The 18,525-nt window shown below is 55.0% G+C and carries 13 protein-coding genes; 1 reads left to right on the top strand and 12 read right to left on the bottom strand.

Annotated features, from left to right (window positions below; translation table 11 throughout):
• The 11 genes from DWZ01_RS06405 to DWZ01_RS06455 all read right to left on the bottom strand — a co-directional run.
• On the bottom strand, positions 1 to 1,284 hold a 1,284-nt coding region (locus DWZ01_RS06405), incomplete at its 3' end, for a GH25 family lysozyme (RefSeq protein WP_304485484.1).
• Between the two features lie 267 nt (positions 1,285 to 1,551).
• Positions 1,552 to 3,588 carry a hypothetical protein gene (locus DWZ01_RS06410; protein WP_199412406.1) on the bottom strand — a complete coding sequence of 679 codons (2,037 nt, stop codon included), beginning with the start codon at positions 3,586 to 3,588 and terminating at the stop codon, positions 1,552 to 1,554.
• A 68-nt stretch (positions 3,589 to 3,656) separates the two neighbouring features.
• Positions 3,657 to 4,904 carry a hypothetical protein gene (locus tag DWZ01_RS06415; RefSeq protein WP_117848415.1) on the bottom strand — a complete coding sequence of 416 codons (1,248 nt, stop codon included), beginning with the start codon at positions 4,902 to 4,904 and terminating at the stop codon, positions 3,657 to 3,659.
• Positions 4,905 to 5,216: 312 nt separating this feature from the next.
• Positions 5,217 to 5,405: a hypothetical protein gene (locus tag DWZ01_RS06420; protein ID WP_117848416.1), complete on the bottom strand. Its 189-nt coding sequence runs from the start codon at positions 5,403 to 5,405 to the stop codon at positions 5,217 to 5,219.
• 244 nt (positions 5,406 to 5,649) lie between these two features.
• Complete coding sequence (locus tag DWZ01_RS06425; RefSeq protein WP_117848417.1) at positions 5,650 to 6,663, bottom strand: Abi family protein; 1,014 nt, start codon at positions 6,661 to 6,663, stop codon at positions 5,650 to 5,652.
• Positions 6,664 to 6,997: 334 nt separating this feature from the next.
• Positions 6,998 to 8,101, bottom strand: coding sequence for an ATP-binding protein (locus tag DWZ01_RS06430; protein WP_233506186.1), 1,104 nt, complete (start codon positions 8,099 to 8,101; stop codon positions 6,998 to 7,000).
• A gap of 211 nt (positions 8,102 to 8,312) precedes the next feature.
• A complete protein-coding gene (locus DWZ01_RS06435; RefSeq protein ID WP_117848418.1) occupies positions 8,313 to 10,799 on the bottom strand; it encodes a glycosyltransferase in 2,487 nt (828 codons plus the stop codon).
• On the bottom strand, positions 10,800 to 11,867 hold the full coding sequence (locus DWZ01_RS06440; RefSeq protein ID WP_117848419.1) for a glycosyltransferase: 1,068 nt from the start codon (positions 11,865 to 11,867) through the stop codon (positions 10,800 to 10,802).
• A 12-nt stretch (positions 11,868 to 11,879) separates the two neighbouring features.
• Positions 11,880 to 12,998, bottom strand: a complete 1,119-nt coding sequence (locus DWZ01_RS06445) for a glycosyltransferase family 2 protein (RefSeq protein WP_158557005.1) — start codon at positions 12,996 to 12,998, stop codon at positions 11,880 to 11,882.
• A gap of 74 nt (positions 12,999 to 13,072) precedes the next feature.
• Positions 13,073 to 14,113, bottom strand: coding sequence for a glycosyltransferase (locus DWZ01_RS06450; protein ID WP_117848421.1), 1,041 nt, complete (start codon positions 14,111 to 14,113; stop codon positions 13,073 to 13,075).
• A gap of 6 nt (positions 14,114 to 14,119) precedes the next feature.
• On the bottom strand, positions 14,120 to 15,223 hold the full coding sequence (locus DWZ01_RS06455) for a glycosyltransferase (RefSeq protein ID WP_117848422.1): 1,104 nt from the start codon (positions 15,221 to 15,223) through the stop codon (positions 14,120 to 14,122).
• Between the two features lie 256 nt (positions 15,224 to 15,479).
• Here DWZ01_RS06455 and DWZ01_RS06460 point away from each other — a divergent pair, with 256 nt between their 5' ends.
• A complete protein-coding gene (locus DWZ01_RS06460) occupies positions 15,480 to 16,499 on the top strand; it encodes a glycosyltransferase (RefSeq protein ID WP_117770225.1) in 1,020 nt (339 codons plus the stop codon).
• 24 nt (positions 16,500 to 16,523) lie between these two features.
• Here DWZ01_RS06460 and DWZ01_RS06465 read toward each other — a convergent pair whose 3' ends face one another.
• Complete coding sequence (locus tag DWZ01_RS06465; protein WP_147332631.1) at positions 16,524 to 18,320, bottom strand: AAA family ATPase; 1,797 nt, start codon at positions 18,318 to 18,320, stop codon at positions 16,524 to 16,526.
• Between the last annotated feature and the right edge of the window lie 205 nt (positions 18,321 to 18,525).

Consider the following 18,525-nt stretch of genomic DNA (forward strand, 5'->3'; position numbering starts at 1 on the left):
GTCGGGGTCGAGCCAGTACCAGGAGCCGCCGGTGTAAAGCCAGCCGGTCGAGGCGATGCCGTTCGCAAACCAGTACCAGGAGCCGTCGACGAGGCCCCATCCGTTAAGGGGGCCGCAGCTGCCGAAGTAGCGGCGGACGCCCTGCGCGTCCGTCTGGTAGCCCGTCAGCATGGCCCCCGTCCGGGCGTCGAAGCAGTAGGGCACGCCGCCGACGGATACGGGGCCGCGCGCCAGCGCGCCGGATCCCGTCGCGTAGTACCAGGTACCGCCGTCGAGGAGCCACCCGGTCGCCATGGCGCCGGACGAATTAAACCAGTACAGGGAGCCGTTGCACTCGTGAAGGCCGGTTGCCATGGCACCGCCCGCGTCGGGCTCGAGCCAGTACCACGTGCCGCTCTGAAACAACCATCCGGCATACGCCTTGCCGTTGGAGGCTGCATAATACCAGGTGCTGTCAATTAGTTGCCAATGATAAAGGGAGACATCAACATACGCGTAGTTCATATCAACGTTGCCGTTGATTCCAAGGACTTTTCCGTTGCTCTTATACTGCCAAAAACTGTAATTGCCGGTATAGTCACATTGCGAGTTATATTGAGCAATCCAATGATCCCAAGAGCTACTCTTAAATACAGAGTCAGTCAAAATGTTGTTAAACCAATTTAAATTTGCATAAATACCAGGCTCATATCCTGCGGCAGAAATCCTATTACAAAAAACCTGCGCCCTCGATGCAATTCCGGTTTGACGTCCATTTGCAATTATCGAGTTATCCTCAAGATCGTAATACACCGGCAATCTTGGATTATGTCCAGAAAGGCAATTGATCACCATTGATGCCTCATCGGCTGCCTGCTGATTATCAAAAGCATATGAATAGATATAGACGCCGTAGGGAATTCCGAGTCGCTCGCACTCAGAAATATTTCGATTAAATTGATAGTCAACTCGACCGCCCCAAGATGGAGCGCCAAATCCAACACGCAGAATAGCGAAATCGATACCAGAAGCCTTAACAGCATTCCAGTCAATACGTCCTTGATGCTCACTGACATCGATGCCCTGCGCCGTAGCCCCATCGGGAAGAATGTCCATGGACAATAAGGCTATTCCATCTTCTTCGGAAGAAGCATCCTCTGCGACCAATTGCCCATCCTCATAACGCCAGGAATTCTCAACTAGGGACCGCGCAGCTTCCGCGTTCGAGGGGAAAACAAACACAGAAATGGGCGCAAGGACCATCAGCACCAACAATGCCGAAAATAACTTAAGATGTTTGCTCATGTAAACCTCGTCATTCGTTCTTGTTTGCGTTTAGCTTACAGCATGGCTGTGAAAGATTTCCGAACATCCAACTGGACAAGATGCCATCTAGGACGACAAATAACTGCACGCAATACCACAATGTAAACAAGAACTTCCCAGCAGGGTGAAACCAAGGACTCCTAGTCCCTACTCTTACCCCCCCCCAAGAATACCGACTTCAAATAAACTTTCAAACTAGATGTCAAAAAGGTAGGGGATCCAGAGAGTCCCCTGCAACTCAGAATTCTAACGAATCAATATTACTTTCGATGGACCCAAAGCGGTCAAACCGGAGATGCGGTTTCCATAACCATCACTATGCCAGAACAAATTTTCGCTCGGCGAATTGCCCCAGAAAAAGCCAATGTGGCTATCGTCGGCATATGGGTTGTAAGGATTGAAGAACACAATGTCCCCCTTACGAGCCAAGCCACTGCGCAACAACTCATCAATAGAGTTGAAATAAGTCACGTTCGCGCACGTATCGATAGCGTAGCCGTACCAACGATAAGCGTTAACGCAGCCGCCCCTTCCGGGACCTCCACTCCAAGGGGAATGGCTCTGCTCGGCGGCAATGGGAGCTAAATTACCGCCCGCTTTCATATACGCATGCGATACAAATCCGCCGCAGTTCATACCGGTATACCCATCCCAACGAGGATCACCCTTTGGATACATGCATGTTTCTTGGCTAAGATGCGTATCGTAGGGTGTTCCACGGTAATAGCCATCGTTTTCGTGGCTCATAAGCCAATTGACCAGGCTGGACCTATTAACCCCCAAAACAGAACCAGACGTATTCAACCATGCACCACTTGCATTGAAGTAGTAGTCGACGCCATCGATTTTCAGCCACCCGTTAGCAAACATAGCGCCCGAAGGCTGAAGCCAGTACCACGTGCCGCGGTCATTGAGCCATCCGGTCTTCATCTTGTAGGTGGAAGGATCCATCCAATACCACGCACCGTTAACATATTGCCAACCAGACTTAAGGACACCATTGGAAGATGCGTAATACCAAGTATTGCCGCTTTCGTCAGAAGCGTCTTTCGACATAATCCAACCAGATGCTACATTGACGGCACCGTTTGCATCCGCATAGAAAACCGCGTCTCCAATATGAATCACACCTGGCAATGAAGACGAGTCAGCACGATCAGCGACTACGGGAGATCCATCAGATGAAGTAGGCAACGGCTCGCTCAGTGCTCCAGACGATTTCGCCCATGCCATACCGTCGCTCAAGTTAATCCAGCACGAAGATGCCATCGCACCGGAATCATAAGAAAAATAGCGCGTGTTTCCTACCGCGAATTCACCAGTACACATTGCGCCGGATACATCATCAAGGTAATACCAGGCGCTTCCGAACTTTATCCATCGTCCTCGTTGAATAGCTCCATTTGATGCGGCGTAATACCAAGTACCATCAACAAGTGCCCAGCCTGTTGCCATGGCGCCTGAACTCGTAAGGAAATAGGTGGACAACTCCACTTGCATAAAGCCCGTGAGCATAATATGGCTTCCTGGATCCAGGTAATACCAAGAATTCCCTAGAAGTAACCAGCCTCCATGCAGTAAGCCGTTGGAGTCAGCGTAATACCAGTTGTTGTCAATAAGAGCCCACTGGGAGGATAGCATGGCCCCTGAACTGTTAAAGATATAAGAGGTGCCATTGCATTCATTCAGCCCGGTGACCATAGAACCGTCTGCAGGATCAAGCCAATACCAACGACCCCCATCCGAGAGCCAGCCCTTTACCAGAGCGCCAGAGCTGGAAAAATAATGCCAGACAGAAGCATCAAGATGCCATCCGATAAGCATTGCACCAGAAGAAGAGAATCCATAAGTCGCACCCCTGACTTGGACCAATCCATCCTGAGCCATTCGACCTTCGTCGTCGAACCAGTACCAGCTACCGTTTATATGTCTCCAAGAAGAAACAGCGATTGTCCCGTCGGACAAGCCCCAACGCCAAAAACCAGCCCCTTCTTCGGGTGATATCCACCCCTGATGCCAAACAATTTGATTCGAGACCTCAGAAGGGGTCTCATTATCCACCCGAGAGTTCTGCTCGACAGCGAAGGTCGATTCGCGCTGAGCATCAACGTCTGACTCGACAGAAGCAATAGCAACGTTAGATGCGGGACCTTCGTCAGTGTTATTCAAATCAAGGGCGTATAACATCGAGGACGAACCCAAAAGGAGCCCCAAAGAAACAAGGCCCGAAAAGACCAGCACCCCGAATGACCATTTCTTCATAGCAGCACGGTATCCAATCACGCAGCGGCCCCGTCACCTCAGGGCAACGGGGCCTAAATCAAAACTAGCTCAATAATATGCTAGCCAATTTACCGGCAGTTTTTGCACTTTCGTGAAGCACCACGCCTCTGGGCCTCCTGGATAGAAATATGCAAATAGCCCTTTGCGTCCTTGCCAACGGTACGGCACTTCTGCGTATGGTAAACGTCGCTTCCGTTCTTATACCAAACTAGGCCGTAGCCCGGAATCCACTTACCGTCCTCGCCGACATAGTAGGAGCCAACCCAGGCGTTCATGGCCATGGCGCCGAAGGATTGGAGATAGTAGTCGCCGACCCAGGCGTCGTGGGCCATAGCGCCGGAACCGTTAAAGTAGTACCAGGCGCCGCCGATCTGACGCCAGCCGGTGGCCATCGCGCCGGAATCGTCGAACCAGTACCAAACTCCACCAACGTTGGCCCAAGAGTTAGATGCCATAGCGCCCGAACCTCCGAGCCAATACCACGCGCCGCCATTGCTGAGCCAGCCGGTTGCCATAGCGCCCGAACCGCTCGCATAGTACCAAGAGCCGCCTGCCAAGAACCAACCAGTTGTCATTGCACCGGAGTCGCCGAACCAGTACCAGGAGCCGCCGAGGCTACGCCAGCTGTTAGCGGACATGGCGCCCGAGCCGTCGAGGTAGTACCACGTACTGCCAACGTTGAGCCAGCCGGTGACCATCGCGCCGGAGGCGTTAGCGTAATACCATGTCCCCGAATCGTTGACCCATCCGGTCAACATAACACCGTACTCGTTGAAATAGTACCAAGTTCCATCGATATTTTGCCAACCGGTCAACAACTCGCCGTTGGAAGTCGCATAGAGCCACTTTCCATAAATGGAGTCATAGATCCAGCCGCCATGCTGCATGCGGCCATCGGCGTTGGCGCCAGGGGTGTTCAGGAAGTAGTTCTTGCCGTCAATTTGAACTCGGCCGTATGCCATATCATGGCTTTCGGGGTAGAAGTAGTACTTGTCCCCACCGATAGACTGCCAGCCCGAAACTGCGGTCCCGTCAGCGCCAAAATAGTACCAGACGGCTTCGTAATCGTTATGCCACTGGTTCGTGACCATGGCGCCAGTCTTGGGATCGAAATAGCGAAGGTTGCCGTCCTCGCACCGAACGAGTCCAGTCTTCGGACGACCGTCGGAACACCATTCCGTAATCGGTCCACCGCCTCCGCCACCGCCAGCAATATCAGCAAATGAGGGCGCCGGGGCAACCGTCATGCAGGCAGCGGCAAATGCAACAACTCCCAGCACTGTTAGTCCGCGCCATCTTTCTCGAAGGTTTTTCATACGACATCCTTTCTCCGAGATTTAAGGCTCTCTTAAGTTATTTTTAAACTATCAATTCAGTATTTCAACGGGAAATCGATAAAAGGTGTCTTTGTGACTGCAATTTAAATATGAGTCGCCACACCTCAATCGTTACGCCAAATAGCTTCTGAGTCAAACCGAGCACATAAGCGAACCGATTTAATACAACCACCTGTAAAAATCATGAGGCACGTTTTCGATATGACAAGAGCGCTTGAACGAGGAGTACTTGAACCCCACCGCTCTTGCAGCCCTTGAGGATACTTTGCCGGAACTTGGCATTACTTCGCACTAAAGCGAGAAGTACTCGCTCTCGGCAGATAGGTTCGGCCCCAACCACGGATCACCGTTGAGGAAGAGCTCCGACGAGCGCTGCATGAACAGCGCCTGCTCGCGCTTCCAGCGGCGCAGTTTTTCTTCATTGGCCTCTTCCCTGCCGCGCGAGGTGAACTCGTAGTGGCACAGCTCAGCATAGGGCATTTGCCCTCCTCCAACAAAACACTGTCACTAACTTAGCCCACCAACCTCGCCATTTGTTAAGCAACAAGTGCGAGCGGTAGGTATTGATCTACAACCGTTGGGGATTGAAAAAAAGCAGTAACCGAACACGTAATATCTTCCGATTTGCGCGGCATAAAAAAATAGAGGGCGTCCCATAAAGAGAAGCCCCCTTGCAAAACGGCCGAACCGCTTTTCGAAGTGGGAAATATTTTGCACCAGATGCCTAGGAATCGCAAGAAGGCATATCTTCAGCGTCACACAAATACCATGCGCCGATCACTTTCGACAAAAACGAGAAGGAGGAAGTTATGACCTCCGCACCTTTATAGTAGTTGATGTTGCGATTTGCCCTAGAAATAAACTTGGAAAGCGATTGTGCTTTGTGCTTAATAACGCCTTTAGACGACACCTCTTTGTGCAGATATAGCGTTGTGACAATCTGGCGTATTCTCTCATTGCTCATCCTTGCCTTACGCTGATAAGAGCCAACCCCATCTATTTTGCTCAATGCCTTCATAACACCGTTATTTGCCCTTCGGGCATTCTCACCCGAAGCAAGACCATTAAGAATGCAACTATTGTGAGCACACGCGTTGCGGAGATCTTTTGCCGCGCGAAGCAAATAAAACCTATCGCGAAGCTCATCATCGTCAAACCGTTTGGCGCAAAACAAAATGAATGAATTAAAGGCGCCAAAGGTAATAACTTCCAGAAAGGCCCAGACAGGCATATTAAAACCACTGTATTTTGCAAGAATGCCTGCAGAATAGGCACTCGACTCACAACGTGAAATCTCTTTTTTGACCCAGTTAGTCACATTCCCCTTGCTATCAAATGTATCCTGCTCGCTTAAATAGTCTTGAACGATTTCGTAACCGTCCTCGGCATGCTGCTCTATCCTGCCCAGCAAGTCAACTTTGCAGAAGTGCTCAATATCAAGAGTGAGCGAAATCATCTCGTTTCGAAGCAACATATCAATAATCGAAAGGTCAACAAGCATCTTGAAATCTAAGTTGACATATTCACCCTTGCGTTTTCCATCAGAAACCTTTGGAAATCCGGTGCGGTACGAGCGCAAGCGAAAGTAATTGTTGTTCTTCGTCAGATACTCGACCGCCTCTGCCTCGCTCATATAGCGGAAACGGACACCCTTGCTCTTAAGATGGGAGACTTGTTCCCAAGGAGTAAGCCAAGGCTTTTGATCGCACATATCTTGTTGACGAATAGGACTATTCATTGCGCTCTCCAGCGTATTTGATGAAATAACAGATCTAATTTTATCCTAACTGTAAATACCTATTAAACAGCCGGACGCTCATGCAAATACATCATGGCACGCCGCCGCCCATCTCGCCTTGAGCTCGTGACAGCGATAGCCCTCGCGCTTTGCGAATGGTATCTTTGTTGCTGCAAATTAAAACACGCAATGCTATAGATAGACGGAATCTGATTAGCGGGCGACGAAGAGTGCCACATCTCTATTATCACGGGGATTGACGGCCCAGAAAAACCCGATACGGCAATCGACGCTGAGAGCAGTCTTAAAGAATATGGCGTCGCCCTCACTCGATTTAGAACCGTTCGAGAATCTCCTCGGCGTTCTCTCGCAGATAGATATCTAGGTCCGGCACGGCAAACTGCACGTAGCCCCTCTGTGGTGCCTGAATAACCTCTCTTTGTAGCAATTTTGCCCTAATAGAGCTGACCTCATTGGTCTTTTTACCCATGCGCCTAGCAATCTCGGATGATTTGGACTGTTGTTTGTCCTCACACATCGCCAAAAGGTATTTGATATCGTTAAGTCCCAGTCCAGAAATCGCGGGCTCGTGAACAACATCGTGAAAACGAGCTTCTGCCAGCGCAATGCCTTCGGTGACGTCGCGCTCGCTCACAATGGCACTTTTGGCACGATGCAAGTTGGCGCGCTGCCAAATGGAATAACCGACCAGTTGCACCAGATAGGCATAGCCCTTAGTGGCCTTAGCGACTCTCGACAGAAGATCGTCCTCTATGGTCAAGCCAGTCGCGATAAAGCTGTCGCCCATAGAGAGCGCTACCTCCACCTGGTTGATAGGCACCAGATCTTCGGGGAGGGCACGACGCAAGAACGTAAGCGCCTTGCCGTTAATAAGATCCATAACGCCGGCGGGTAAGCCGGCAAAGGCAAGTGCAATATCTACTTTTTCCCCTATCAAAAGTTGAACCGTAGACGCAATGGCACGCATATCGTCAATCGGAGCGTCCTGAACTTCATCGATGGCAATAAAAAGACCCTTGGATGATTTCGCCGCCGATCTCAGCAACTTTCTAAGGCTCGACTCTTTGGGCACAACGTCGACTTTCGCGGAAACAAAGCCGGCGTTTACGCCGACCGAAGCATTAGTCGCAAGGGAAGAATCAGCAACCTGATCCCTCAAGTCCAGCAATAGGTTAGGGCCAGCAGAGACAATAGCGGTCTTCCATCCAAGCTCTCGAGCACGATCCCTAAGATCACAGAGCAAAACAGTTTTTCCGGAGCCCCTCGGTCCAGCAATGCGCATGAGCCTCGCAGGTGCACCGATTCCCGCATTCAAACTCTCAGTAAACTCAAGGGCAATATCATCACGACCAATTATGCGCGGAGGCTCAGCGCCGGCAGTGGGACGAAACGGGTTATGGAATGCTGTGGCGCTCACTTGTTTGCCTCTCAAGACAATCGATTATCGGTCAATCTTAGCCTTATAAGCTTATCGTAGAGTATATCGGATAATATCGAGTTATATAAGACTGTATAAACTTATCGCGGAAGTATCGAGCTTTCGTAATTTGTCTTAACAAGTAGTACAACCTTGCTTTCTTCCAAGCTCATAGCGAAAGAAAGTTAAGGACTTCCTAAAAACCATTGCCTTAGACCGAGAAGTACTCGCTCTCAGCGGATAAGTTTGGCCCCAACCACGGATCGCCCGTCAAGAAGAACTCCGGCCAGCGCTGCATGAACAGTGCTTGCTCGCGCTTCCAGCGGCGCAGTTTATCCTCGTTGGCCTCTTCCCTGCCGCGCGAGGTGAACTCATAGTGGTACAGCTCGGCATAGGGCGTAAAGATGGTGCGGTAGCCCGCCTCCCACATGCGCAGGCAAAAGTCTGCGTCGTTAAAACCGACGGCGAATTCCTCGTTATAGCCTCCGACCTGCTCAAATACGTCGCGTCGCACCATCTGGCAGGCACCCGTCACGGCGCTAAAGTTGCCCGGGCGCACGGCACGGGCAAGATAGCCCTCGCGCTTTGCCGAGAAGTCCTGGTTGGCATGGGCAAGTGCGCCACGCACACCGACCACAATGCCAGCGTGCTGCACCAGATGATCGGCAAAGTAGAGTTTGGCGCCCACCACGCCCGCACCGGGACGCTGCAGATACCCCATCATCTCTTCGATAAAATCGGGGCTTATGACCTCGGTATCGTTGTTGAGCAGCAGCAGGCAGTCGCCCTTGGCGTGCTCCACGCCAAAATTGATGATCTGAGAGTAATTGAACTCGCCCGGCCAGTACACAACGCGCGCGATGCCCTTGCCTTCGGATGCTGAAGCCACGCGCTCTGGCAGGGTTTCGTAATACGCAAACGTCTCCGGGGCTTCGCTGTTGTTCTCCACCAAGACGATCTCGTAGTTGGCATACGTTGCCTTCTGGGCGATCGACATCACGCAGGCATCGAGCGTCTCAACGTGATCCTTGGTGGGAATCACAATACTCACCAGCGGCGCAGGCTCCGGCAGCGCATAGCGCATGCGGTAGACAAACGGCGTCTCGGTCTCCTCGGCCGTTCCGTGAATGCCCAGCGCGTCAAAGTGACGCTGAAGCGCAAGGCGCCCGGCTTCAATAGCATACGGCTTGCTATCGGCAGAGCCATCGGCGGTCGATCCCGGATGAACGCGCCAGTGATACAGCACGTGCGCGACATGCTCAAACCGCGCGCCCGCCGCAAGGCAGCGAAGCGTAAGGTCGTAATCTTGGGCGCCCGCGACGTCTTCCGGCGACATGCCAATACGGTCGATGAGCGCCTTCTCCACCATCAGGAAATGCGTCACGCAGTTATGGCTATAGAGCAGGTCAACGTTGAGTTTGGTCTTAAAGACCGGCTGGCCCCACTCCCCCGTTTTCTGAAACATGTCCTCATCGCAGAACAAGACCTGGGGGCGCTCGCCCTCGGCCGCCTTATTCAGCGCGGAAACATAGTGGAATAACGCGTCCGGCTCCAGAATGTCATCGTGGTCCAAGAACGCGATGTAGTCGCCCATCGCTTGTTCAATACCTGCGTTGGTGTTGATCACAATGCCGCCGTTGCCGGGCAGCCCAATGCGACGAACGCGCTCGTCGTGGGCGCCTGCCGCAAGGTCGGCAACCGCATCCCAGTCAGGTGAGGCATCCATAAGGAGCAATTCCCAGTTGTCATAGCTCTGGGCAAGCACCGAGTCCAGCAGCTCGCGCAGGTAGACTCGATCGGTCTTGTAGCACGGCACCACAATGCTCACGAGCGGCCTATAGGCAAAGGCCGCCGAAGCGACACGCTGACATGCCAGATCGCCCGGCTTTGCGCGATGCTGCTCAAACCAACGTCGATAAGCTGCGTCGTCAGCGCGTGCATCTTTCATGCGGTTCCAGCTGTCGTCGACCATGCCGTTGCACAGGCGACCATCCATGGCGCAAAACCCGCTCTGGATCTGCTTCGTGGGATCGCTCACAATCGCGACAAAATCTCGTATACCCTGAGGCATCTCAACGCTCAGATACGTTTTATTGACGTGGCAACCGTTGCGCTGCGGCACATCGACCTGCGACTCAAACACATGCACGGTGGCATCAATCGCATTCATATGCGTATCGAAGATCTGGAGCTCAGGTGCGCACTGAGGGTCTCCCGCCCAGGTAACCTCATAGCGCCACACCGCGCCGGCGTCTGCCGGCAAATAGCGAATGGCATCGATCTCGTAGCGGCCGCAGTGTTCGCCACGCTGCGCATCGCGGATAAGCGCACACAGCGCAGGCTTTGCTTTGTAGTTAATCTTGGATTCCAGCTTGGCCACGCGGCTATCGAGGCGAATGGAGCCCAACCTTTGGCCACCGGATGCAAATGCGATGTCGATTGAGGAACCATCCAAAAACGGAAGCACCAAGACAGCGAACTCGCGCTCGTAATCGGAAACGGAAGGGCAAAGCGCCAGCACGCGGCCATGATCGGCCGGCAGTGTCAAAGACGGCACGCAAGCGCCATCGGTCGTCGCACGAGCAAAAGCCTGGGGACCCTCCTGCTCAATAAGCCCCGCAACATCCTGACCGGCAAAACGAAGCAGCACAAACAGACGGCCCTGACTGCGGCAAAGTGCCAAACGCTTGATACTCATCTACACTTCTCGCTTTCCCAGGGCGTTCGCTGCCATGCGTTTGCAGGCACCCAGGCGCCCAAACCTCAAGACGTCGTAATCGAACATGAGCTTTTTGCATGCACGGGCATTGGGGGCCTTGCTGGTAAGCGCCGCACGCACCATAGCGGCAACAGAAGGAGCGCATTGTGCGAGCGCAGCATCGCTGCCCACAGCAGAACCGGCAAGCGCCGTGGCAACGGCAGCAAACACCTTGCCGCAGTCCGAACCCAGCAATCTGAGCGCATCGTACAGCACCAGATCGCATAGGAAGTACGCCAGGTCCTCGGCATGCTGGACATCGAGACCGTCGCGCTGCCAGTCAGCCAGCACCGCGGAGTAAATCTTCACGTGTTCCAGCAGGCGCGTCTCGTCATCGTAGCGCATGGTGTCCATGAGCGAACCCTTGCGCGCCACGCGGTAGTCATACAGCTTGTTCGAGATAAGCGCGGTCTTGCGCGAACGACCGTACACGGCAAAATCGAAGACCTGGTCCTCGCCATACTTGACGGTTTCGTCGAACACGATCCCGTTGCCCAGCAAAAACTCACGTTTGCAGGCGGTGCGCCATGCAAAGGGGCGAGACGCTTCCTTAAACAGCAGGTCAGAGTTATAGCCTTCAAACGATACATCGCGCGGGCTCAGCACATAGTTAAGCCACGGATATCCCGCCTCCAGCGGATACGGATTCGCGCCAAAGGTCAACACGTCGCAATCCTCGCGTTCAAAGGCACCGACGATCACGCGGCATGCATCGGGCGTAAACCGGTCGTCGGAATCCAAAAACGCAACGATAGGCGCCGTGGACGCAGCGATGCCTGCATTACGCGCACTCGACAGGCCGCCATTCTCCTTATCGACCAGCGTAAAGCGCGCGTCCTTTTCGCAATAGGCAGCCGCAATATCGCGCGAACCGTCCGGCGAGCCGTCGTTGACCAGCACGCCTTCCCAATCGGGCATGTCCTGCGCAAGTAGGGAGTCCAGGCACCAGGCCAGGCACTCCTCCACGTTATAGATGGGAACGACAACGGAAATCTTGGGGGTAGCCATAGTCAAGTGCTCCTACTGTGCGACCGGAACGTCATCGGGGTGCGGATTATCACCGTAGGTGCGCTGATACGTCAGCACGCGCCAGACCAGCGGTAGGCCGCCGATCTTAAAGTAGTGCTTAAACGTATTGAGCTTGCCCGGCTTCTTAAAGTCAAAGCGCGAATCGATATAGGCGCGGGGCGACTTGACCATCAGGCGCAAGTCGGTCTCGCCACGCGGATCGAACAGCGACAGGTCAAAACGACCGGCATCCCAATCGGCCTTGAGCTCGGGGGAAGCCTTCTCCCAAAACTGCTCACGCAGTTCATCGACCAGACGCTCATCATTCCAACGGTACGTATCGACCTTCATGCGCATTAAAATGCCCTGGAGCTGAGCCTTGAGCTCGGGACGCTCGTCCAAAAAGCGTTGCATCTCGGCATATTCGTCGCACACGCAAAACACCTTGTTGGGCGAATTAACGGAGCTCTTCTCGTTGTCTTGGCGATAGCACAAAATGGGGTCCGCAATAAACGCGGCACGCTCGGCGCAAGCCCAGACCTTAAAGTTAAAACCCGCATCCTGATACGAAGCACCTGGCGTGGGAAGGAACCGAATCTGATTGTCGTTGAGGAACTCGCGCCGATAGATAGCCGACCAAATGGAAGGTTTGCGGTAGAAGATGCCCGGGCGATCGACGGGGCGATACGCCGTGCCCATCATGTGCTCGTCAATAATCCCAAACAGCTCACGGCGCTCGCTGGGCGTGGACCAATACAGGTAAAAGTCGCCCTTTACCACATCGGCATGCTCGGCATCGGCCTTGGCGACCAGCTTTTGGAGCGAATCCTCAAACATAAAGTCATCGGACTCAAGGATGCCCACGTACTCGCCGCGCGCCATCTCCAGGCCGCGGTTCATCGAGTCGCCGTAGCCGCTGTTGGCCTTGTCGATCATCTTTACACGGGGGTCGCGCTCCATGTACTCGCGAATGATATCCGGCGAGCTATCGGTGGAACCGTCATTGATGCAGATGATCTCGATGTCCTTGAGCGTCTGCGCCACGGCAGAATCGAGGCACTCGCGCAGGTAGCGCTCAACATTGCAGATGGGAACAAGCAGCGAAACTTTAGGGGTATCAGAGTTCTGCAAGAGAACCTCCTGTTGAATAGCGTGTAACAGGGTTATTTTAGCAGCCGAGTTGCGGCGGGCGGCAGCGCTTGGAATTAGATAAAGCGCTCCAGGCAGGCTTTGAGACCACGAGTCGAAAGATAGAACAGCGTGGCGTCTGCCATCGAAACGCCCGAGGTCGCTGCAACGAGCTTGTGGGCAACACGGCGAACGGCGCCCTTAGCGGGCATATCCGCCCACTTCGTTCCCAAAAACGTCGTAAGGTCCATGTTGACGCGAGCCGCCACGCGATGGAAGTCATCGGCATCCAAGCGCGCCAGGTCGAACACAATGAGGTCCAAAAACCAAGTTATCAGCTCGCCGGGACACAGGTCCAAAAGACCGTAGGCCGCCCAGTCCTCCAAGACCTCCTCGAGCATCCTCATGTGGGCGTCAAGCTTTTTGGCGCGAGCCTCGACACTGTTGAACTCGTGCGTCGCCGATTCGCTCTCCATCACGTAGTGGTAGAACTTATCCGGCATGACGACGGTCTTGCGGGCAAGCGCATAAGCCGCAAATTGGAAGACGACATCCTCGCCCAAAGCCAAACCGGGGGCGAAGCGAATGCCTTCGCGATTGAGCAGCTCGCGCGAAAAAGCCGCACGACAGGCATAGGGCTGCGCATTCGAATGGAACAGCAGTTGGGGATCACGGGCGCCGAAGGTACCGGCTTTGGGGCTCATGAGTTGCTGGACGCGTTTGGGGGCAGCATCGGCTGGCTCACAGACGCCGCCAAAAACGGCGGCCTCGGCATCTGCAGACTCCATGGCATGCAGTACGCGCACGACCGTCTGGACATCGATGTAATCGTCGGCGTCCACAAAAAAGACGGTCTCGCCCTCGGCGGCATCGATACCGGCATTTCGAGCACACGAGACACCCGCATTTTCCTGGTCAATCACCAGTACGCGATCGTCGGCCTGCGCGACCTGGCGCAACACGTTCAACGAATCATCAGTCGAACCGTCGTTGACGCAGACAACCTGAATCGAGCGTTCGGACTGAGCCAACAGCGAATCGAGGCATCGCTGAATGGAGCGCGCAGAGTTGTAAACGGGGACGACAATGGTCGCTTTGGGGGTCAAAGTCTCTCCCATGTCGACCTACCCCCTCAGCGATTCGATGAGGAAGGCAGCAACCACGCCTGGGCCTCCAACCGAGGCGTAATACTTAGCACGCCCCAAGGCACCATCCGTCGCAAAACTCGGATGCTCGTCAACCCAGCCCTCAGGATCTTTGAGGATGGCAGCGAGATTTGCGCGCTTCCACGGCTTGAGGTCGTCAAGCGAAAACTCCCCCGCGTCCAAGGCCGCTTGGAACTCCTTGGCCATCTGAACCAGGAACTCCTTATAGAACTTAGGCGCCAGGCGCACGTAGTTCCACATATACGAATCGTACTTAATGAGCTGATTGAACTTGAGCATGCGCGCGACGTCATCACTTGCGTGGTCACGGGCATAATCCTCTCGAATCCAACGCTCGATCTCGGCATACTCGGTATTGACGCAAAAGACCTTAGCCGAAGAATTGACCGAGGAATTCTCGTTGTCCTGGCGATACGACAGCACGGCATCGTGCAGGTAAACAGCCTTATCGGCGCACGCGATTACCTTAAAGGCGAATGACGTGTCCTGAAAGGATGCCCCCGGAGTCGGCAGGAACGTAATGCCGTTGCGCTCAAGAAAATCGCGACGGTACACGGCCGACCAAATCGATGGCTTTTGCTTAAAGAACTGCGTCGTATCGCTCGGATGCACTGGCTTGCCACAATCCTGAGGTCTAAACATCTCGTGCAGCGAACGGCGTTCCTCGGGCTTAGACCAGTAGAAATCAAAGTTCGCCTTCGCAAAGTCGGCATTATTGCTATCGGCGGCCGAGACAAGCTTTTCGAGTGCGTCGGACGCCATAAAGTCATCGGACTCCAAGATGCCAACGTACTTGCCACGCGCCATCTCCAGACCGTGGTTCATTGAGTCGCCGTAGCCGCTGTTGACCTTGTCGATCATCTTGACGCGCCCATCGCGCTCCATATACTCGCGGATAATCGCCGGCGAGTTGTCGGTCGACCCGTCGTTAATGCAGATGATCTCAATATCCTTGAGCGTCTGCGCCATGGCGGAATCGAGACACTCGCGCAGGTAGCGCTGAACATTGTAAATGGGAATAAGTAGCGACAGAACAGGGCTGCCAGAGGCGTTAGTAGACAAATGTGCTCCTTAGGAAATACCTGTCGTTTCATGGTATCAAAGGGTCAGCGCGCCAGCGGGCGTTTATATAATCTATGGAGCCTCTTGCGGGCAAAGCAGCCCCACATCATGCGGCGGGCCCATGGCAGGTTCCTGCGTTTTATTCAAAGCTTGCCGCCAAGGTGCGCCGAGCCTTTACAATAGGACAGTCCCAAGGACGTATTCGATAGCTTCCGTGCAGCGCTCGCCCGCCGCGCGTGAAAGGATATATTGCCCCATGCCTTCAACCCTTCCCGCCCCCATCGACAAGCTCGCCATCGTTGTCGTCACCTATAAGCGCCAGGAACTCCTGGCCAACCTGTTCGACTCTATGACCAAGCTCACTGCCGCGCCCTGGCGCATCGTGATTGTCGATAACGAAAATTCGCGCGAGACCGAGGCCATGTGCGCCGCATTTAACGAGCGCCTGGCCAACCTGTGGGGCATCGACACCGAGCAGCCCGACGCGCAGGGCGGCACCGACCGCGTCATCTACGCCCCGCAGCTCGAAAACGGCGGCGGTGCGGGCGGCTTCTCCGCCGGCACTAAATGCGCCTACGACCTGGGCGCCCAGTGGTTCTGGGTGATGGACGACGACGTGCTCGTCATCCCCGAAGGCATCGAGCGTCTTGCCAAGTGGACCGACCGCTACGATGTCATCCAGGGTTCGCGCCTAGACTTTGACGGCGGCGCCTTCTTTTGGCAATACCAACTCATCCTTTCGCTCGGCATTCCCAACCCAGTCGCCAAGTGGGATCTGGGTCCCGAGGGCTACCGCACCATGAACCAGCTGTGCTTTGAGGGCGGCATGTTCTCGCGCCGCGTGGTCGACAAGATCGGCCTGCCCGACGCGCGCTTCTTTATCTACGGCGACGATGCCTGCTATGGCTACGTGGCCAGCCAGCACTTCTCCGCCGCCGTTGTTGCCGACGTGGTTCTCAAGCGCGCCCGCGCCGTCTCTAACTGGGATATCGCCGGCAAGCGCCAGCTCAACTCCACGAGCGACACCAACCGCTACTACATTATGCGCAACCGAGGCTTCCTCGCCCGCTACATGCAGATCTACGGCGACTATCACCCCGTGCTGTTCCGTCTGGGCAACGCCGCGACCTTCTGCAAGGAATTCATTCGCCTGGCTGCCGTTGACAAGTGCTTTAAGACCGGCATCCCGGCGCTGCGCCGTGGCATGAAAGACGCCCGCAAGATTATCAAGGACCCCGACTGGGAGCCCATGCCGCCCATGAAGGACGCAGAGTAACGGAAGCCGGAAACACCTCAGCGCTTAAAGCCGCTGGCACACCGTAGCCACATGCTGCCCATCAAAACCGAACCCCCAGCGCATGCGACCCACGCCGGGGCGCGGCACACGGATTTCGTCGATGCCGTCGCGCTCTATGTCGAGTAGCGACTGCACGGCCAGCAATTCCAGGCCCAGCGCATCCACATCGGGGTCATACATCAAGTTAATCGTTATCAGCGGGCGCTCGTCCAGCATGCCAATCGTATCTGCTACGTCGAACACAGCACCCGTAGGGAAAACCTGGATGTCCCAGCGACCCGCGCCACACTTTCGCCTCGAGGCAGGATTGGCATAGCCCGGCAAGCCAAAGCAGAGCCCCTGCAAGAGCAGATGATATGGCAGCGGCGCATCTGGGTCGGTCGCACCGATTCCCGCATCTCCCAGGATGCGGCTTAGCGCCCGCCTCACCGTATCCTCGTCCCCACGGCACAACCCGTCGCGAAACGCATCGACGTCTCGAATGTCTTCGGCAGCACACTCAAACCACTCAATAATCACTAGACGCAAGGCCTGGCGAAGCTCGTTATTGGGCAATCGCAAAGCACGGAGGCGATCGCCATGTTCTGGCTCCTCAGTCATATCCGTCGTGAGAAAACCGGACAGATACAGCGCTGTCCACATGCCATCGTCAGGCGAGACATCTGGCTCTGCAGTGCCCAAACAAAGCGGGACCTCAGCGCACCCATGGGCCTCGAGCAAATCAAACAAGACCGAAAGGCGGTCGAGATTCCACCCGGCAACTACCCTACTCAGGCAATCCGCATACCCATACAGATCGGCGCGCACAGGCGCCGTGCAGCCTCGGTCCAGAAAACCGATCACGCGCGCCGGACTCGAGCAATAGACCCTGCCAAACCGATATCCCTCGAGCCATTCACGCGCATCATCAAGGTTTTCCTCGCGCCCAGCACGATTCAACAGAGCCTGGACCTCGGCATCCGAAAAGCCGAACCAACGGTCACACCACGTCGAAAGCGGCGTCGACAGACAATACGAGCAACTGCGCGACGAAAGCGCCGCTTCGGCAGGACTGGGACGCTCCCCCATCAGACACGTCAGCCGCAACGAATCGCGCGCAGTGGCAATGGCGTCGAACAGCACACGATCGAATAGCCCTGCCGGATCGGCGCCGGAAGCGCCCCTCGCGCTCGCACGGCCCAACCACGCCGCGTCGTACCCATCAACGAGCAATACAACCTGCTCATCGCAGGCCATCTCCAGCAGCCCAATGAGCACGCCAAGCACCGAGGCGACCTCATCCTCGCTCGCCGCGCCACGCGCAACGCGTTCGATGTGACGCACCTTGTCTCGAGCTAAATCCGGAGCCTCCAAGAGCGCCAACAATCGAGCGCACTCGCCCGAAAGGGCATCGCGCACGGCGCCGGCAACAGCGGGGCCACGCCTCGCAGCGCTAGAAAAGTCCAGCGATATCACCGGATAGCAAGCGTACTCATCCCGATAGCGCCCGCCGTCTGCATCCCAAATCTGAGCATCGGCAAACAAACGCTGACCAGCGCGACCGACCGCTGGACGCTCCAGAAAAGCCCTGAGCATCGACAAGTTCATGCTCTTGCCAAAACCCTCGGGTCGACAGCACACCACAACGGACGCGTCGCAGTCCAACACATCGGCAATAAACATGGTCTTGTCGACCAGCATGCAGCAACCAAGAGCTTCCGCATAGTCGTGCATGCCAATGGGCAAAATCGCATCGTCATCACAGCCGATCAAACGCACGCCAAAGCCGGCAGCACAACCATTATTTGCCTGTTCAGACACCAAAACGTTCCCCCCTAAATCGCAGCACGATGCCAATTGTAATGACCGCCTCGCGCGTACCGATGTCGCCGCGCGAACATATCGGGCAACGGTAGCAACAAGAGGTGTGAGGGGGCACAACTAATCGTTGCACAACAAAAAACGGGGCCCGATGCATTCGCACCGGACCCCGTTCCGACTCTTTAGTTATCTGGCAACCGAGAGG

The organism is Collinsella sp. AF28-5AC (assembly GCF_003457875.1).
Taxonomy (GTDB): Bacteria; Actinomycetota; Coriobacteriia; order Coriobacteriales; family Coriobacteriaceae; genus Collinsella.